This is a genomic window from Pseudomonas sp. P5_B3 (assembly GCF_056400405.1).
The window spans coordinates 171576-184683 of sequence record NZ_JBFULI010000002.1; the positions used below are offsets into that span (position 1 = coordinate 171576).

Below are 13108 nucleotides of genomic sequence, written 5' to 3' on the forward strand. Positions count from 1 at the left end.
TGCGCCCGCCTTTCAGCTTTCTGGAGTACTGCCTTTGAATGCGACGACCATCAACAGCCTGTTCTTGATCGGCGCGTTGCTGGTAGGTGCGAGCATTCTGGTGAGCTCACTTTCGTCCCGTCTCGGCATCCCGATTCTGGTGATCATCCTGGCCGTCGGCATGGCGGCCGGTGTCGATGGCGCCGGCATTCTTTTTGATAACTACCCCACGGCCTATCTGGTGGGCAACCTCGCGCTGGCCGTGATCCTGCTCGACGGCGGCCTGCGCACCCGGGTGTCGAGTTTCCGCGTGGCGTTATGGCCGGCGCTCTCGCTGGCCACGGTCGGGGTGCTGATTACCACCGGGCTGACCGGCATGGCGGCCGCATGGCTGTTCAACCTGAACCTGATCCAGGGCCTGCTGATCGGGGCCATCGTCGGCTCCACCGACGCCGCGGCGGTGTTCTCGCTGTTGGGCGGAAAAGGCTTGAACGAGCGGGTAACCGCCAGCCTTGAAATCGAATCCGGCAGCAACGACCCGATGGCGGTGTTCCTCACCGTCACCCTGATCGACATGCTCGCCAGCGGCCAGACCGGCCTGCACTGGAGCCTGCTGACCCATCTGCTGCGCGAGTTCGGTATCGGTGGCGTCATTGGCTTGGGCGGTGGCTGGCTGATGCTGCAACTGGTCAATCGCATCAACCTCGCCACCGGCCTGTATCCGATTCTGGTCATCGCCGGTGGCCTGGTGGTGTTTGCCCTGACCAACGCCCTGCACGGCAGTGGCTTCCTGGCGGTGTACATCTGCGGCCTGGTGATCGGCAACCGCCCGGTGCGCAGCCGTCACGGCATCCTGCACATGCTCGACGGCATGGCCTGGCTGGCGCAGATCGGCATGTTCCTGGTGCTGGGGCTGCTGGTGACGCCTCACGATCTGCTGCCTATCGCCTTACCGGCACTGGCACTGGCGTTGTGGATGATTCTGTTTGCCCGGCCACTGTCCGTGCTGGTTGGCCTGCTGCCGTTCAAGGCGTTCCATGGTCGCGAGAAAGCGTTCATTTCCTGGGTCGGCTTGCGCGGCGCGGTTCCGATCATCCTGGCGGTGTTCCCGTTGATGGCCGGCCTGCCCAACGCCCAGCTCTATTTCAACCTCGCCTTCTTTATCGTGCTGGTGTCGCTGCTGGTTCAGGGCACGAGCCTGCCGTGGGTCGCCAGGTTGTTGAAAGTAACGGTGCCCCCGGAACCTGCACCCATCTCGCGGTCGGCCCTGGAAGTGCACGTCACCAGCGAGTGGGAGCTGTTCGTTTATCGTCTCGGCGCGGAGAAATGGTGCATCGGTTCGCCCCTGCGCGAGCTGAAAATGCCCGAAGGCACCCGTATCGCTGCCCTGTTTCGCGGTCAACAATTGCTCCATCCGTCGGGTAGTACGGTGCTCGAAGTCGATGATTTGCTGTGTGTTATCGGCCATGAACACAACCTGCCGGCCCTCGGAAAACTCTTCAGCCAGGCGCCACAACGGGGCCTCGACCTGCGCTTCTTCGGCGACTTCGTACTCGAAGGAGACGCCCAACTGGCCGCGGTTGCGGCCCTCTATGGCCTGAAGGTCGAAGGCATCGATCCGGACATGTCCCTGGGCCACTTCATTGCCCAGAAAGTCGGCGGCGCGCCGGTGGTGGGTGACCAGGTGGAATGGAACAACACCATCTGGACCGTGGCGGTCATGGACGGGAACAAGATCGGCAAAGTGGGCGTCAGATTCCCCGAAGGAAGTCGCCCGGGTCCCGGACTCTTCCTCTAAACTGCTTCCACTATCACTTGCTTGACCGGTCTTTATGCCTAACCTGCGCTACCTTTTCGCCATTGCCCTTTTGGGCTTGAGTCTCTCTGTCGGCACCCTTGGTTTATCGCCAGCGGCGCAAGCGGCCGAACCACCCTCCAGCGAAGCCGTGCAGGCGAGCCTGGACAAGATCGCCGACCGCAAATTGCCGGAAGCCGATCAGAAGGCCCTGCAAACCGTTCTGCAAAACACGCTGAGCCAGCTCAACAACAAGCGTGACTACGAGCAGAAACTGACCGCGCTCAAGCAGCAATTGAACAATGCGCCCAAACAGACCCTCGAGAACCAGCGTGAACTGACCCGCCTCAAGGCCAGCACCGTGGTGCCGGTGGCGCAGCGTTTCGCCAAAGAACCGATCCAGCAGCTGGAACAATTGCTCACAGAGCGTTCCACCCAGCAAAGCGACCTGCAAAAAGCCCTGGCCGATGCCAACAGCCTGATCATCACCGCCCAGACCCGCCCCGAGCGTGCTCAAGCGGAGATTTCCAGCAGCCAGACGCGCATTCAGCAGATCAACACCATCCTCAAAAACGGCAAGGACGCCGGCAAGACCTTGAGCGCCGAGCAGCGCGACCAGCTCAACGCCGAGCTGGCTGCGCTGAACGCCCTGATCCCGTTACGGCGCCAGGAACTGGCCGGCAATACCCAATTGCAAGACCTCGGCAACAGCCAGCATGACCTGTTGTCGGAGCGGTCCGACCGCCTGGATCGGGAAATCCAGGAATTGCAAAACCTGATCAACCAGAAGCGACTGGCGTTGTCCCAGGAAACGGTCACCCAGCAATCCATCGAAGCGCAGAAGGCTGGCGGCAGCAGCCTGCTGGCCACCGAAAGCGCGACCAACCTGAAGCTTTCGGACTACCTGCTCAAAAGCACCGACCGCCTCAACGAAGTCACCCAGCAAAATCTGCAGACCAAGCAACAGCTGGACAGCCTGACCCAGAGCGACTCGGCCTTGGACGAGCAAATCAACGTGCTCAAAGGCAGCCTGCTGCTCTCGAAGATTCTCTACAAACAGAAACAGGCGTTGCCGCGCCTGCGGCTCGACCGCAACCTGGCCGACCAGATCGCCGACATTCGCCTGTATCAGTTCGAAGTCAGCCAGCAACGGGAATTGCTGAGCAGTCCGACCACCTACGTCGAAAACCTGCTGGCGACCCAGCCGCCCGAGCAAGTCACGCCGCAGCTGCGCAAAAGCCTGATGGAACTGGCCACCACCCGCGCCGATCTGCTGGAACGCCTCAATCGCGAACTGAGCGCGGTGCTCAATGAATCCATCACCCTGCAACTGAACCAGAAGCAATTGCTCAGCACGGCGCAAAGCCTGCGGGCGACCCTCGATGAGCAGATGTTCTGGATCCCGAGCAACAAGCCGCTGGAACTGGAGTGGATTAGCAGTGTGCCGGATCGCCTGCAGCGACAACTCGATTCGCTGCCGGTACTTTCAAGCCTGAGCGAACTGACCGACGGTCTGACCCAGCGCCCGCTGCTGTTCCTGCCACTGGCACTGCTGATCGGTGCGCTGCTGTGGCGCCGCAAGAATCTGTACGCGCGACTGAACAAGGTTCACCAGGACATCGGTCACTTCAAACGCGATAGCCAGTGGCACACGCCGCAGGCGATTCTGATCAATATTCTGCTGGCGATGCCGGTTTCCCTGGGGCTCGCCTTGTGCGGACTGGCCCTGCGAATCGACGCCCGTGGGCAGAACGCCAATATGGGCGCGGCGCTGCTGCAAATGGCCGGGGCCTGGCTGGTGTTCTACACCGCCTACCGGATCCTCGCGCCGGGCGGTGTGGCAGAACTGCATTTCCGCTGGGAAAAGCCCCAGGTGGAATTCCTGCGCATCTGGGTCCGCCGCCTCGGCATCGTGGTGATGGCACTGGTGACCGTAGTGGCCGTTGCCGAACTGCAACCGGCGGCGCTGGCCGATGACGTGATCGGCATGCCGGTGGTACTCACCTGCTACGCATTGATGACCTTGCTGCTCAGCCGCTTGCTCATCAGTAGCCCGACCCACAAGAACGCCTCGCTGTTCCGCAAGCTAGTGGGGATCCTGTTCACCGCCCTGCCCGTCGCGCTGTTCGTGGCGGTGTGCTTCGGCTACTACTACACCGCGCTGAAGCTCAGCGACCGCTTGATCAACACCCTGTACCTGTTGATGTTCTGGCTGGTGATCGAAGCCACGTTCGTGCGAGGTCTCAGCGTAGCGGCGCGCCGCCTGGCTTATCAGCGCGCCCTGGCCAAACGTAACGCAGCAAAAGAGACCGCCGACGGCGAAGCAGTCGTCGAAGAGCCGACAATGGACATCGAGAAGGTCAACGAACAGTCCCTGCGCCTGATCCGTCTGGCGCTGCTGGGCGGCTTCATGGTCGCGCTGTACTGGGTCTGGTCCGACCTGATCAGCGTGTTCTCGTACCTGGACAACGTCACTCTCTACGAATACACCAGCGGCACCGGCGCCAACATGAGCATGGTGCCGATCAGCATCGGCGACATGCTCGGTGCACTGATCATCATCGGCATCACCTTTGCCCTGGCGCGCAACCTGCCGGGTCTGCTGGAAGTGTTCGTGCTGTCCAAGCTCAACCTGGCCCAGGGCAGCGCCTACGCGACCACCACGCTACTGTCGTACGTGATCGCCGGCGTTGGTTTCGTCTCGACGCTGTCGACCCTTGGCGTGAGCTGGGACAAGTTGCAATGGCTGGTAGCGGCGCTGTCGGTCGGTCTCGGTTTCGGCATGCAGGAGATCTTCGCCAACTTCATTTCCGGCATCATGATCCTGTTCGAGCGCCCGGTACGGATCGGCGACACCATCACCATCGGCAACCTGTCGGGTACGGTGAGCAAGATTCGCATCCGTGCCACGACCATCACCGACTTCGACCGCAAGGACATCATCGTCCCGAACAAGACGTTCATTACCGGGCAACTGATCAACTGGTCGCTGACCGATACCATCACCCGGGTGACCCTCAAGCTCGGTGTCGACTACGGCTCGGACCTGGACCTGGTGAAGGAGCTGTTGCTCAAGGCAGCACGCGATAACCCGCGCGTCCTGAAAGACCCGGAGCCGCACGTGTACTTCCTGAACTTCGGCGAAAGCACCCTCGACCACGAGTTGCGCATGCACGTGCGCGACCTCGGTGACCGCAACCCGGTGCTCGACGAGGTCAACCGCTTCATCAACCGCGAGTTCAAGAAACAGCACATCAACATCTCGTTCCGGCAGATGGAGGTTTACCTCAAGAACCTGCACGGCCAGGAATACAAGATGGTGCCAATCGAACCGGAAGCGAAGACCATCGTGCCGTTGGTCGACGGCAAACCGCCGAAAGAGCCGCCCGCCGCCGAACTCGACTAACCGGCCATTCCCCAGCAGAATGCTCGGACATTCTGCTGGAGCCGGCCCTTGAAAGCCCTCGACGAACTCACCTTCGATAACCGCTTCGACCGCCTGGGCGATGCGTTTTCCGCCCATGTGCTGCCCGAGCCCATCGATAATCCGCGCCTGGTAGTGGCCAGCCCCGCCGCCATGGCGCTGCTCGACCTCGACCCGGCCGTGGCCGAAACCCCGGAGTTCGCCGAACTGTTCAGCGGCCACAAGCTCTGGGCCGATGCGATCCCAAGGGCCATGGTCTATTCCGGGCATCAGTTCGGTTTCTACAACCCGCAACTGGGCGACGGTCGCGGCCTGTTGCTGGGCGAGGTGTACAACGAGGCCGGCGAACATTGGGACCTGCACCTCAAGGGCGCCGGCCAGACGCCGTTTTCACGCATGGGCGATGGCCGGGCGGTACTGCGTTCGTCGATTCGCGAATTCCTCGCGTCCGAAGCCCTGCAAGCCCTGAACATCCCGACCACACGCGCCCTGTGCGTGATCGGCTCCGATACCCCGGTGTGGCGCGAAAAGCAGGAGCGCGCGGCCATGATCCTGCGTCTGTCGCCAAGCCATGTGCGCTTCGGCCACTTCGAATATTTCTACTACACCAAGCGCCCCGAGCAGCAGAAAGAGCTGGGGGATCACGTGCTGGCCATGCACTTCCCGGAGTGCCTGGAGCAACCGGAGCCGTACCTGGCGATGTTCCGCGAAGTGGTCGAGCGCAATGCCGAACTGATCGCCAAATGGCAGGCCTACGGTTTCTGCCACGGAGTGATGAACACCGACAACATGTCGATCCTCGGGATTACTTTCGACTTCGGCCCGTTCGCCTTCCTCGACGACTTCGACGCCAACTTCATCTGCAACCACTCTGACGATCAGGGCCGTTACTCCTTCAGCAACCAGGTGCCGATTGGCCAGTGGAACCTCAGCGCGCTGGCCCAGGCCCTGACGCCGTTCATCAGCATCGAAGCCCTGCGCGAAACCCTCGGCCTGTACCTGCCGCTGTTCCAGGCCCATTACCTGGACCTGATGCGCCGCCGCCTCGGCCTGACAACGGCCGAAGACGACGACCAGAAGCTGCTGGAGAGTCTGCTGCAACTGATGCAAAACAGCGGCGTCGACTACAGCCTGTTTTTCCGCCGCCTGGGTGATGAAGCACCGGAACAGGCCATCACCCGATTGCGTGATGACTTCGTCGACCTCAAGGGCTTTGACGCCTGGGGCGAGCTCTACGTCGCCCGGGTGGCCCGTGAAGGCACGCTCGATCAACAGCAGCGCCGCCAGCGGATGCACGCAGTCAACCCGCTGTACATCCTGCGCAACTACCTGGCGCAAAAGGCCATCGATGCGGCAGAGAGCGGCGACTACTCGGAAGTCCGCCGACTGCACGCGGTACTGAGCAATCCGTTCGTGGAACAACCGGGGATGGAAAGTTATGCCGAGCGACCACCGGAGTGGGGCAAGCATCTGGAGATCAGTTGTTCGTCGTGAGGCAGAACATTAAACATTTTGGATTGGCGATGAACGGCGCTCCCGATCATAGGCTTCGATATGATCGCTTATGATCGACACCAAACCCTCAAGTGAGTGCAATTCATCACCGCCCATCATCACTAGCAACTCATCCCGCGATTTGACCAACCGGTCGAATTCAACTTCTGATTGAGGCCGTTTTAGCAGCCAAGATACGGATGACCAGTGTTCAATGGCTTGCTTAACGATTCTTTGCATTTTTGCGCCTCTTGGTTGTTATCGGAAAGTGCGCGAAAAGATTACAAATTGAATAACTCGCTACCTAGCAGACAGAGGCACCGTCGCCTGTAGGTGGCCTCTCCAATTGCAGAAGGCTCCTGCCTACAAATCCGAATCTTGATAAACAGGGTTCTTACCTCCAGATCAACGCTCTGACTACCAACTTCCGAAGAGCCTCACCATGACCGACCCACTCCTCATCCCCTGCCCTCACTGCAACGGCCTCAACCGCATTCCCGCCGAGCGTCTCGACGATCATCCAAAATGCGGTCGCTGCAAGGCCGAAGTCCTGCTGAACAAACCGTTTGAATTGAAGCAAGGCGACTACGCCAGCCAGATCAAGGGCGATCTGCCGTTGCTGGTGGACGTGTGGGCGGACTGGTGCGGGCCGTGCAAGTCGTTTGCGCCGGTGTTCGAACAGGCAGCCGGGCAACTGGCGGGCAAGTGTCGGCTGGCCAAACTGGACAGCGAGGCGAACCAGCAGTTGTCGGCGCAATTGGGGATTCGCTCGATTCCGAGCCTGATCCTGTTCAAGAACGGCCGGGAAGTCGCCCGGCAGAGCGGGGCTTTCCCGTTACCGCAACTGATGAGCTGGTTGCGTAGCCAGGGGATCTGAAGCAACACAGACCCTGTGGGAGCGAGCTCGCTCGCGATGAGGGCGTCAAATTCAACATCTCTGTTGACCGACACACTGCCATCGCGAGCRAGCTCGCTCCCACAGGTTTTTCAGGCGTTTTCCAACAGGTTGTGCAGCTCAACGAATTGCTGGGTCAGCTTGTGCCGCGGGTCGAGATGGATCAGCGGCGTGTTGGCCTGGTGGGATTCGCGCATGCGTACCGAGCTGGCCAGGTACACCGGCAACACCGGCAGGCCTTCGGCGATCAGCTCATCGAGAATTTGCTGGGGCAGGCTGGCGCGGGCCTGGAACTGGTTGACGACGATGCCTTCGACTTCCAGGCCCTCGTTGTGGTCTTCCTTCAACTCTTCGATTTCCGCCATCAGGCCGTACAGTGCCTGACGTGAAAAACTGTCGCAATCGAAGGGGATCAACACACGATCGGCGGCAATCAACGCTGAAACCGCGTAGAAATTCAGCGCTGGCGGAGTATCGAGGTAAATCCGGTCGTAGTCTTCGCTAAGCTCCTCAAGCAACTTACGCAGCTTGTTGATCTTGTGCTTGGCTTCAAGCTTTGGCTGCAAGTCCGCCAGCTCGGCGGTTGCGGTCACGACATGGAGGTTATCGAACGGGGTTTCGTAGATGTCGACCTGATTCTTTTTGGAGAACGGCCCGGAAGACAGCGTCTGCTTGAAGAAATCGGCGATACCCATCGGGATGTCGTTACCGGTGAGCCCCGTCAGGTACTGAGTGGAGTTGGCCTGGGCATCGAGATCCACCAACAAGGTGCGAAAACCCTCGCTGGCACTGACCGCCGCCAGATTGCAGGCAATGCTGGATTTGCCAACGCCACCTTTCTGATTGAACACCACGCGCCGCATGTCAAAACCTCCGTGTACCAAAGAATGACCGAGTGTAGTGGTCCACCGCGTCGCTTCGCTACCTTGTCAGCAAAGGGACTACACCGTCAGTTGCCTTCTCCTGCTTGAAAAGCCCTGAACGGCCCGATGGCTCGACGTCAGAGCCGACAGACGGAGGCATGATTTTGTGAATAATTACCAATCGTTCAATTTTTTCGAGTCAGCCGCTTCATCTTATTGAGCAAAATGTAACCAGCATTTGCTACACGTTCCCGGCACCGGGATAATGCGCGCCACTCGGCGCCAAACGCCACGCAGGGTGAGTCTCGGCTCTCGGCCGCTCCCCCGCGTCAAGTAAGCCCGTGAGGGCGGGATGAATGTCTGTGATCAACTTCAACATCGCCCAATGGCGCGCCTGGGCCCCGGGGCTTGAAAGCGTGAGCGATTGGCAGGCCTGGAGCCGACAACCGGTCGTGCTGCCGGACAGCGATGCCGCTCCCGACGTTTCCTTTCTGCCGGCCATGCAGCGCCGCCGGCTCAGCCGTCTGGCGCGGATGGCCTTCAGTGTCGGCTGGCCATTGGCCGAAGGTCGGCAGGATCTGCCATTGGTCTTTGTTTCCCGTCACGGCGAAACGCCCCGCACCGTCGACATTCTCAGTGATCTGGCCGCCGACCAGCCGCTGTCGCCAACCCAGTTCAGCTTGTCCGTGCATAACGCGATTATTGGCTTGTGGTCGATCATGCGCGGTGAAACCAGCGAAATGACGGCCCTGGCCGCCGCAGGCGACGGCCTGGAACACGGCATGCTGGAAGCTGCCGCATTGCTGGCTGAAGGCGCTCCGGCAGTACTTCTGGTGGTCACCGAAGAGCAACCACCCGAGGCTTACTCAACCTGGATCGACGACGTGCCGTTCCCTTATGCCGTCGGCCTGCTGATCACACCCGGTACCGACTGGCAGTTGTCCCTGAACAGCCCCGCGGATGCGTTGTCCAACACCCGTTGGCCCCACGCGCTGAATCTGTTGCGTACGATGCTCGGCCAGCAAACCACTTGCCAACATGCCTGGAAAAATCGCGTATGGACCTGGCAACGCAACCCATGACCGAAAAAAACCGCGACGCCTATTACTGGCGCTTGCTGGCCACCGCCGCGAGCTTTGCCCTGTTCGGGTTGGGTGGGCTGTGCCTGCGTCTGGTGATTTTCCCTGTGCTGAACTGTCTGCCCGGCGACGCCCAGACCCATCGGCTGCGGGCCAGACAAACGGTCAGCCGCTGTTTCTGGATTTTTGTGCGTTTCATGGCCCGTACCGGGGTGCTGACCTATAACATTGAAGGCGCGGAAAAACTCGGTCGTCCCGGGCAGATGATCATTGCCAATCACCCGTCACTGATCGACGTGGTGTTTCTGATCGGCCTGGTGCGTCACGCCAACTGCGTGGTCAAGCAAAGCCTCTGGGAAAACCCTTTCACCCGCGGACCGCTGGGCAGCACCGAATACATCAGCAATGACGGCAGCATGGACATGCTCGACGCGGCTGCCGACGCGCTGAAAGACGGCCAGACCCTGATCATTTTCCCTGAAGGTACACGCACCCAACCCGGCCAGGCGCCAGCCTTTCATCGGGGGGGCGCGGCAATCGCCCTGCGCGGTGCGAAAATCCTCACCCCGGTCATTATCAAGGTCAACCCGACCACATTGACCAAGGCCGAGCCCTGGTATCGCATCCCCAAGCGGCGCGTGCACTTCAGTTTTCGGGTTGGGGCCGATATAGACCCACAGACCTTCGCCACGCTGGGGCCGGCTCCGCAAGCCTCGCGCAAGCTCAACGATTATTTGCATTCTTACTTCATCAAGGAGCTCGCCGAAGATGAGCGATCTGTACACCCATAGCCTGGTGCTGGAAATCAAAGAACTGATCATCGAAGCCCTCGGCCTCGAAGACATCAGCGCCGAAGACATCGGCAACGAGCAGACGCTGTTCGGCGAAGGCCTGGGCCTGGACTCGGTGGACGCCCTGGAACTGGGCCTGGCCATCCAGAAAAAGTACGGCATCAAAATCGACGCCGATGCCAAGGACACACGTAATCACTTCAGTAACGTGGCGAGCCTTGCGGCGTTCGTCACCGCAAAACAGGCAGCTTGAGACCGGACCATGCAAACTCGTGACGACATTTTCAACACCCTGCGCGATGCCCTGGTCGAGCTCTTCGAACTGGACCCCGAGCGTGTGAGCCTGGAATCCAACCTGTATCAGGACCTGGAAATCGACAGCATCGACGCGGTCGACCTGATTGATCACATCAAACGCCAGACCGGCAAGAAAATCGCCGCCGAAGAATTCAAATCGGTGCGAACCGTCAGTGACGTGGTCGAGGCGGTCTACCGTCTGGTTCAACCGGCCGCATGAATCGACTGATTGGCCTCGGCCTGCTGCTGGCGGGTCTTTTGTATCCCTTTGCGGTGTATTTCGGCATGGAGCATTTCGCCCCGTGGCAGTTCGGGCTGCTGCTGGGCGGACTGTGGCTGGCCCGGGCGCTGACCGGCACACGACGGCCTGGCAGCCTGTGGATGGCCACGGTGGCCATTGTGTTCTGTCTGTTGCTGGCACTGTTCGACAGCCCGGCGCTGTTGCGCTGGTATCCGGTGTTGATCAGCAGCTTCATGCTGGTGCTGTTCGGATCGAGCCTGACATTCGGCCCGCCGATCGTTGAACGCCTGGCCCGGGTACGCGAGCCGCAATTGCCGGCCGAGGGCATTCGCTATACCCGTCAGGTGACCATCGCCTGGAGCGTTTTTTTTCTTTGCAACGGTGTGTGCGCCGCCGCCCTGACCCTCTGGGCGCCGCTGAGCTGGTGGACGCTGTACACCGGCCTGATTTCCTACGGATTGATAGGCCTGATGTTTGCCATTGAATGGCTCATACGACAAAGGGTACGAGGCCGCCCATGAATTGGATAAAACTTGAGCACATGCTGCTCAAGGCTCAGCCGGTGCGCGCCGTAACGACCGCTCCGGCACTGGATCACGCCCAACTGTGCGAACAGGCGCTGCGCCTGGCTGCCGGCCTGCAAGCCCGGAATGTACGGCAGATGGCCGTGCACCTTGAGGATGCCGCCGATCTGGCGATTGCCCTGTTCGGCGCCTGGCGTGCCGGGGTCAGTGTGCTGCTGCCGTCTGACCTGCAACCGCAGACTCGCCAACGCTGGTCAGGTGAAGTTGATCTCTGGCTGACCGATCAGCCCGACGATGAACACCTTGGCAATTTCCAACAGCCTCCGCTCAGTACCGCTGTGCTGGATCCGGATCACTGTCAACTCAGCCTGTGCACGTCGGGCTCCAGTGGCGAGCCCAAGCGCATCGAAAAAAACCTGCGCCAACTGGCCAATGAAGTCGAAGCCCTGGAACAGCTGTGGGGCGCTGATCTGGGCCCGGCGTGCATCATCGGCAGCGTCGCCACCCAGCACATCTACGGTCTGCTGTTTCGGGTGCTGTGGCCGCTATGCGCCGGACGCCCGTTCGTGCGTCGACAGTTGGCCTTTCCGGAAGACCTGCAACGCGCCAGCCGCGAATGCCCGGCCTTCGCCTGGGTGGCCAGCCCGGCGCTGCTCAAACGCATGGGCGACAACCTCGACTGGCCTGCGTTGAGCTCCGTACGCCGGGTTTTTTCCTCCGGCGGTGCATTGCCGGTCGAGGCCGCACAGCGCCTGCATGAGCGTCTGGGGCAATGGCCAGCGGAAATTTTCGGCAGTTCGGAAACCGGCGGCATCGCCTGGCGTCAGGGCGATGAACTCTGGCGGCCCTTTGCCGATGTCACGCTGACTCAAGACAGTGATGGCGCGCTGTTGATCGCTTCGCCCTACTTGCCTGACGGCCATGTTGAACAAACTGCCGACTCAGCGCGCATCACCGCCGATGGTCGCTTCGAATTGCTCGGGCGACTGGACCGGATCGTCAAACTGGAAGAAAAACGCATCTCGCTACCGATGCTGGAACAGGCGCTGACAGCCCATGAATGGGTTGTCGAAGCGCGGCTCGGCGTCGTTCAGGAAAACCGCGCCTCCCTGGGGGCATTGCTGGTGCTGAACGAGGCCGGCTTGCATGTGCTGCGCAATCAGGGCCGACGCAGTCTTACCGAGCAATTGCGCCAACACCTGAGCCAACACTGCGAAGCCCTGGCCCTGCCAAGACGCTGGCGCCTGCTACGACAACTGCCGCTGAACACTCAAGGCAAACTGCCCCAGGCCGACGTCGATGCCCTGCTGCTGGCGCCGCGCTCCAAAGCCCCGGAGGTCTTGGAGCAAGTCGAAACCAATGGCGAGTGGAGCCTGCAACTGGCCGTGCCACCGGACCTGGCCTATTTCAGCGGTCATTTCCCCACGGCGCCGGTGTTGCCTGGCGTGGTGCAGGTGGACTGGGCGCTGAGTCTGGGCCAGCAACTGATGAACCTGCCGAAAAAATTCGCCGGCATGGAAGTCTTGAAGTTCCAGCAACTGGTGCGCCCGGGCGATGAAATCCAGCTGCACCTGCGCTTTGACCCGGTGCGCGGCAAACTGTATTTCGCCTATCGCAACGAAACCGCCACTTGCTCCAGCGGGCGGATCTTGCTGGAGGCTGCAAATGCATAAGCTGGGTGAGTGCTGCGCACTCAATCGCGAGCAGGTCGAATCGTCGCACCGCC

Annotated in this window: 12 protein-coding genes; 10 read left to right on the forward strand and 2 right to left on the reverse strand. The window is 60.8% G+C overall.

What is annotated here, in order from left to right; genetic code table 11:
- Nucleotides 1–34 precede the first annotated feature (34 nt).
- The 3 genes from AC1DRN_RS02005 to selO are packed head-to-tail and all read left to right on the forward strand — an operon-like array spanning nucleotide 35 to nucleotide 6692.
- Nucleotides 35–1777 (forward strand): potassium/proton antiporter, encoded by a 1743-nt coding sequence (locus AC1DRN_RS02005; RefSeq protein WP_223457704.1) that lies wholly within the window; start codon nucleotides 35–37, stop codon nucleotides 1775–1777.
- A 34-nt stretch (nucleotides 1778–1811) separates the two neighbouring features.
- The gene (mscK, locus tag AC1DRN_RS02010) at nucleotides 1812–5180 is read left to right on the forward strand and encodes a mechanosensitive channel MscK (RefSeq protein ID WP_223457706.1); all 3369 of its coding nucleotides are present in this window, start codon (nucleotides 1812–1814) and stop codon (nucleotides 5178–5180) included.
- 48 nt (nucleotides 5181–5228) lie between these two features.
- Nucleotides 5229–6692 carry a protein adenylyltransferase SelO gene (selO, locus tag AC1DRN_RS02015; protein WP_223457708.1) on the forward strand — a complete coding sequence of 488 codons (1464 nt, stop codon included), beginning with the start codon at nucleotides 5229–5231 and terminating at the stop codon, nucleotides 6690–6692.
- Nucleotides 6693–6701: 9 nt separating this feature from the next.
- On the opposite strand, the gene AC1DRN_RS02020 is transcribed toward selO, so the two are convergent.
- On the reverse strand, nucleotides 6702–6932 hold the full coding sequence (locus tag AC1DRN_RS02020) for a hypothetical protein (protein WP_223457710.1): 231 nt from the start codon (nucleotides 6930–6932) through the stop codon (nucleotides 6702–6704).
- Between the two features lie 202 nt (nucleotides 6933–7134).
- On the opposite strand from AC1DRN_RS02020, the gene trxC reads away from it, so the two are divergent.
- Nucleotides 7135–7569 carry a thioredoxin TrxC gene (gene trxC / locus AC1DRN_RS02025; protein WP_223457711.1) on the forward strand — a complete coding sequence of 145 codons (435 nt, stop codon included), beginning with the start codon at nucleotides 7135–7137 and terminating at the stop codon, nucleotides 7567–7569.
- Between the two features lie 110 nt (nucleotides 7570–7679).
- Here the strand turns inward: trxC and AC1DRN_RS02030 are convergent, their stop codons facing one another.
- Nucleotides 7680–8450 (reverse strand): ParA family protein, encoded by a 771-nt coding sequence (locus AC1DRN_RS02030; RefSeq protein ID WP_223457713.1) that lies wholly within the window; start codon nucleotides 8448–8450, stop codon nucleotides 7680–7682.
- A 356-nt stretch (nucleotides 8451–8806) separates the two neighbouring features.
- Between AC1DRN_RS02030 and AC1DRN_RS02035 the strand changes: the two genes are divergently transcribed.
- From AC1DRN_RS02035 to AC1DRN_RS02060, 6 genes are read left to right on the forward strand one after another with little or no spacing between them, the layout of a single operon-like run.
- Complete coding sequence (locus AC1DRN_RS02035) at nucleotides 8807–9532, forward strand: beta-ketoacyl synthase chain length factor (protein WP_223457714.1); 726 nt, start codon at nucleotides 8807–8809, stop codon at nucleotides 9530–9532.
- On the forward strand, nucleotides 9508–10320 hold the full coding sequence (locus tag AC1DRN_RS02040; protein ID WP_223457715.1) for a lysophospholipid acyltransferase family protein: 813 nt from the start codon (nucleotides 9508–9510) through the stop codon (nucleotides 10318–10320). Before AC1DRN_RS02035 ends, AC1DRN_RS02040 begins: the two co-directional genes overlap by 25 nt.
- On the forward strand, nucleotides 10298–10573 hold the full coding sequence (locus AC1DRN_RS02045; protein WP_223457717.1) for a phosphopantetheine-binding protein: 276 nt from the start codon (nucleotides 10298–10300) through the stop codon (nucleotides 10571–10573). The genes AC1DRN_RS02040 and AC1DRN_RS02045 overlap by 23 nt, the downstream gene beginning before the upstream one ends.
- Before the next feature lie 9 nt (nucleotides 10574–10582).
- Nucleotides 10583–10837 carry an acyl carrier protein gene (locus AC1DRN_RS02050; RefSeq protein WP_007992314.1) on the forward strand — a complete coding sequence of 85 codons (255 nt, stop codon included), beginning with the start codon at nucleotides 10583–10585 and terminating at the stop codon, nucleotides 10835–10837.
- Nucleotides 10834–11379: a COG4648 family protein gene (locus AC1DRN_RS02055; RefSeq protein WP_108216270.1), complete on the forward strand. Its 546-nt coding sequence runs from the start codon at nucleotides 10834–10836 to the stop codon at nucleotides 11377–11379. The genes AC1DRN_RS02050 and AC1DRN_RS02055 overlap by 4 nt, the downstream gene beginning before the upstream one ends.
- Nucleotides 11376–13055, forward strand: a complete 1680-nt coding sequence (locus AC1DRN_RS02060) for an acyl-CoA synthetase family protein (RefSeq protein WP_223457719.1) — start codon at nucleotides 11376–11378, stop codon at nucleotides 13053–13055. The genes AC1DRN_RS02055 and AC1DRN_RS02060 overlap by 4 nt, the downstream gene beginning before the upstream one ends.
- The last annotated feature ends 53 nt before the right edge of the window (nucleotides 13056–13108 follow it).

Bases quoted from the DNA above. Each gene is read 5' to 3' on its own strand.
- mscK (WP_223457706.1), top strand. From the start codon at position 1,812: ATGCCTAACCTGCGCTACCTTTTCGCCATTGCCCTTTTGGGCTTGAGT.
- AC1DRN_RS02020 (WP_223457710.1), bottom strand. From the start codon at position 6,932: ATGCAAAGAATCGTTAAGCAAGCCATTGAACACTGGTCATCCGTATCT.
- trxC (WP_223457711.1), top strand. From the start codon at position 7,135: ATGACCGACCCACTCCTCATCCCCTGCCCTCACTGCAACGGCCTCAAC.
- AC1DRN_RS02030 (WP_223457713.1), bottom strand. From the start codon at position 8,450: ATGCGGCGCGTGGTGTTCAATCAGAAAGGTGGCGTTGGCAAATCCAGC.
- AC1DRN_RS02035 (WP_223457714.1), top strand. From the start codon at position 8,807: ATGTCTGTGATCAACTTCAACATCGCCCAATGGCGCGCCTGGGCCCCG.
- AC1DRN_RS02040 (WP_223457715.1), top strand. From the start codon at position 9,508: ATGGACCTGGCAACGCAACCCATGACCGAAAAAAACCGCGACGCCTAT.
- AC1DRN_RS02045 (WP_223457717.1), top strand. From the start codon at position 10,298: ATGAGCGATCTGTACACCCATAGCCTGGTGCTGGAAATCAAAGAACTG.
- AC1DRN_RS02050 (WP_007992314.1), top strand. From the start codon at position 10,583: ATGCAAACTCGTGACGACATTTTCAACACCCTGCGCGATGCCCTGGTC.
- AC1DRN_RS02055 (WP_108216270.1), top strand. From the start codon at position 10,834: ATGAATCGACTGATTGGCCTCGGCCTGCTGCTGGCGGGTCTTTTGTAT.
- AC1DRN_RS02060 (WP_223457719.1), top strand. From the start codon at position 11,376: ATGAATTGGATAAAACTTGAGCACATGCTGCTCAAGGCTCAGCCGGTG.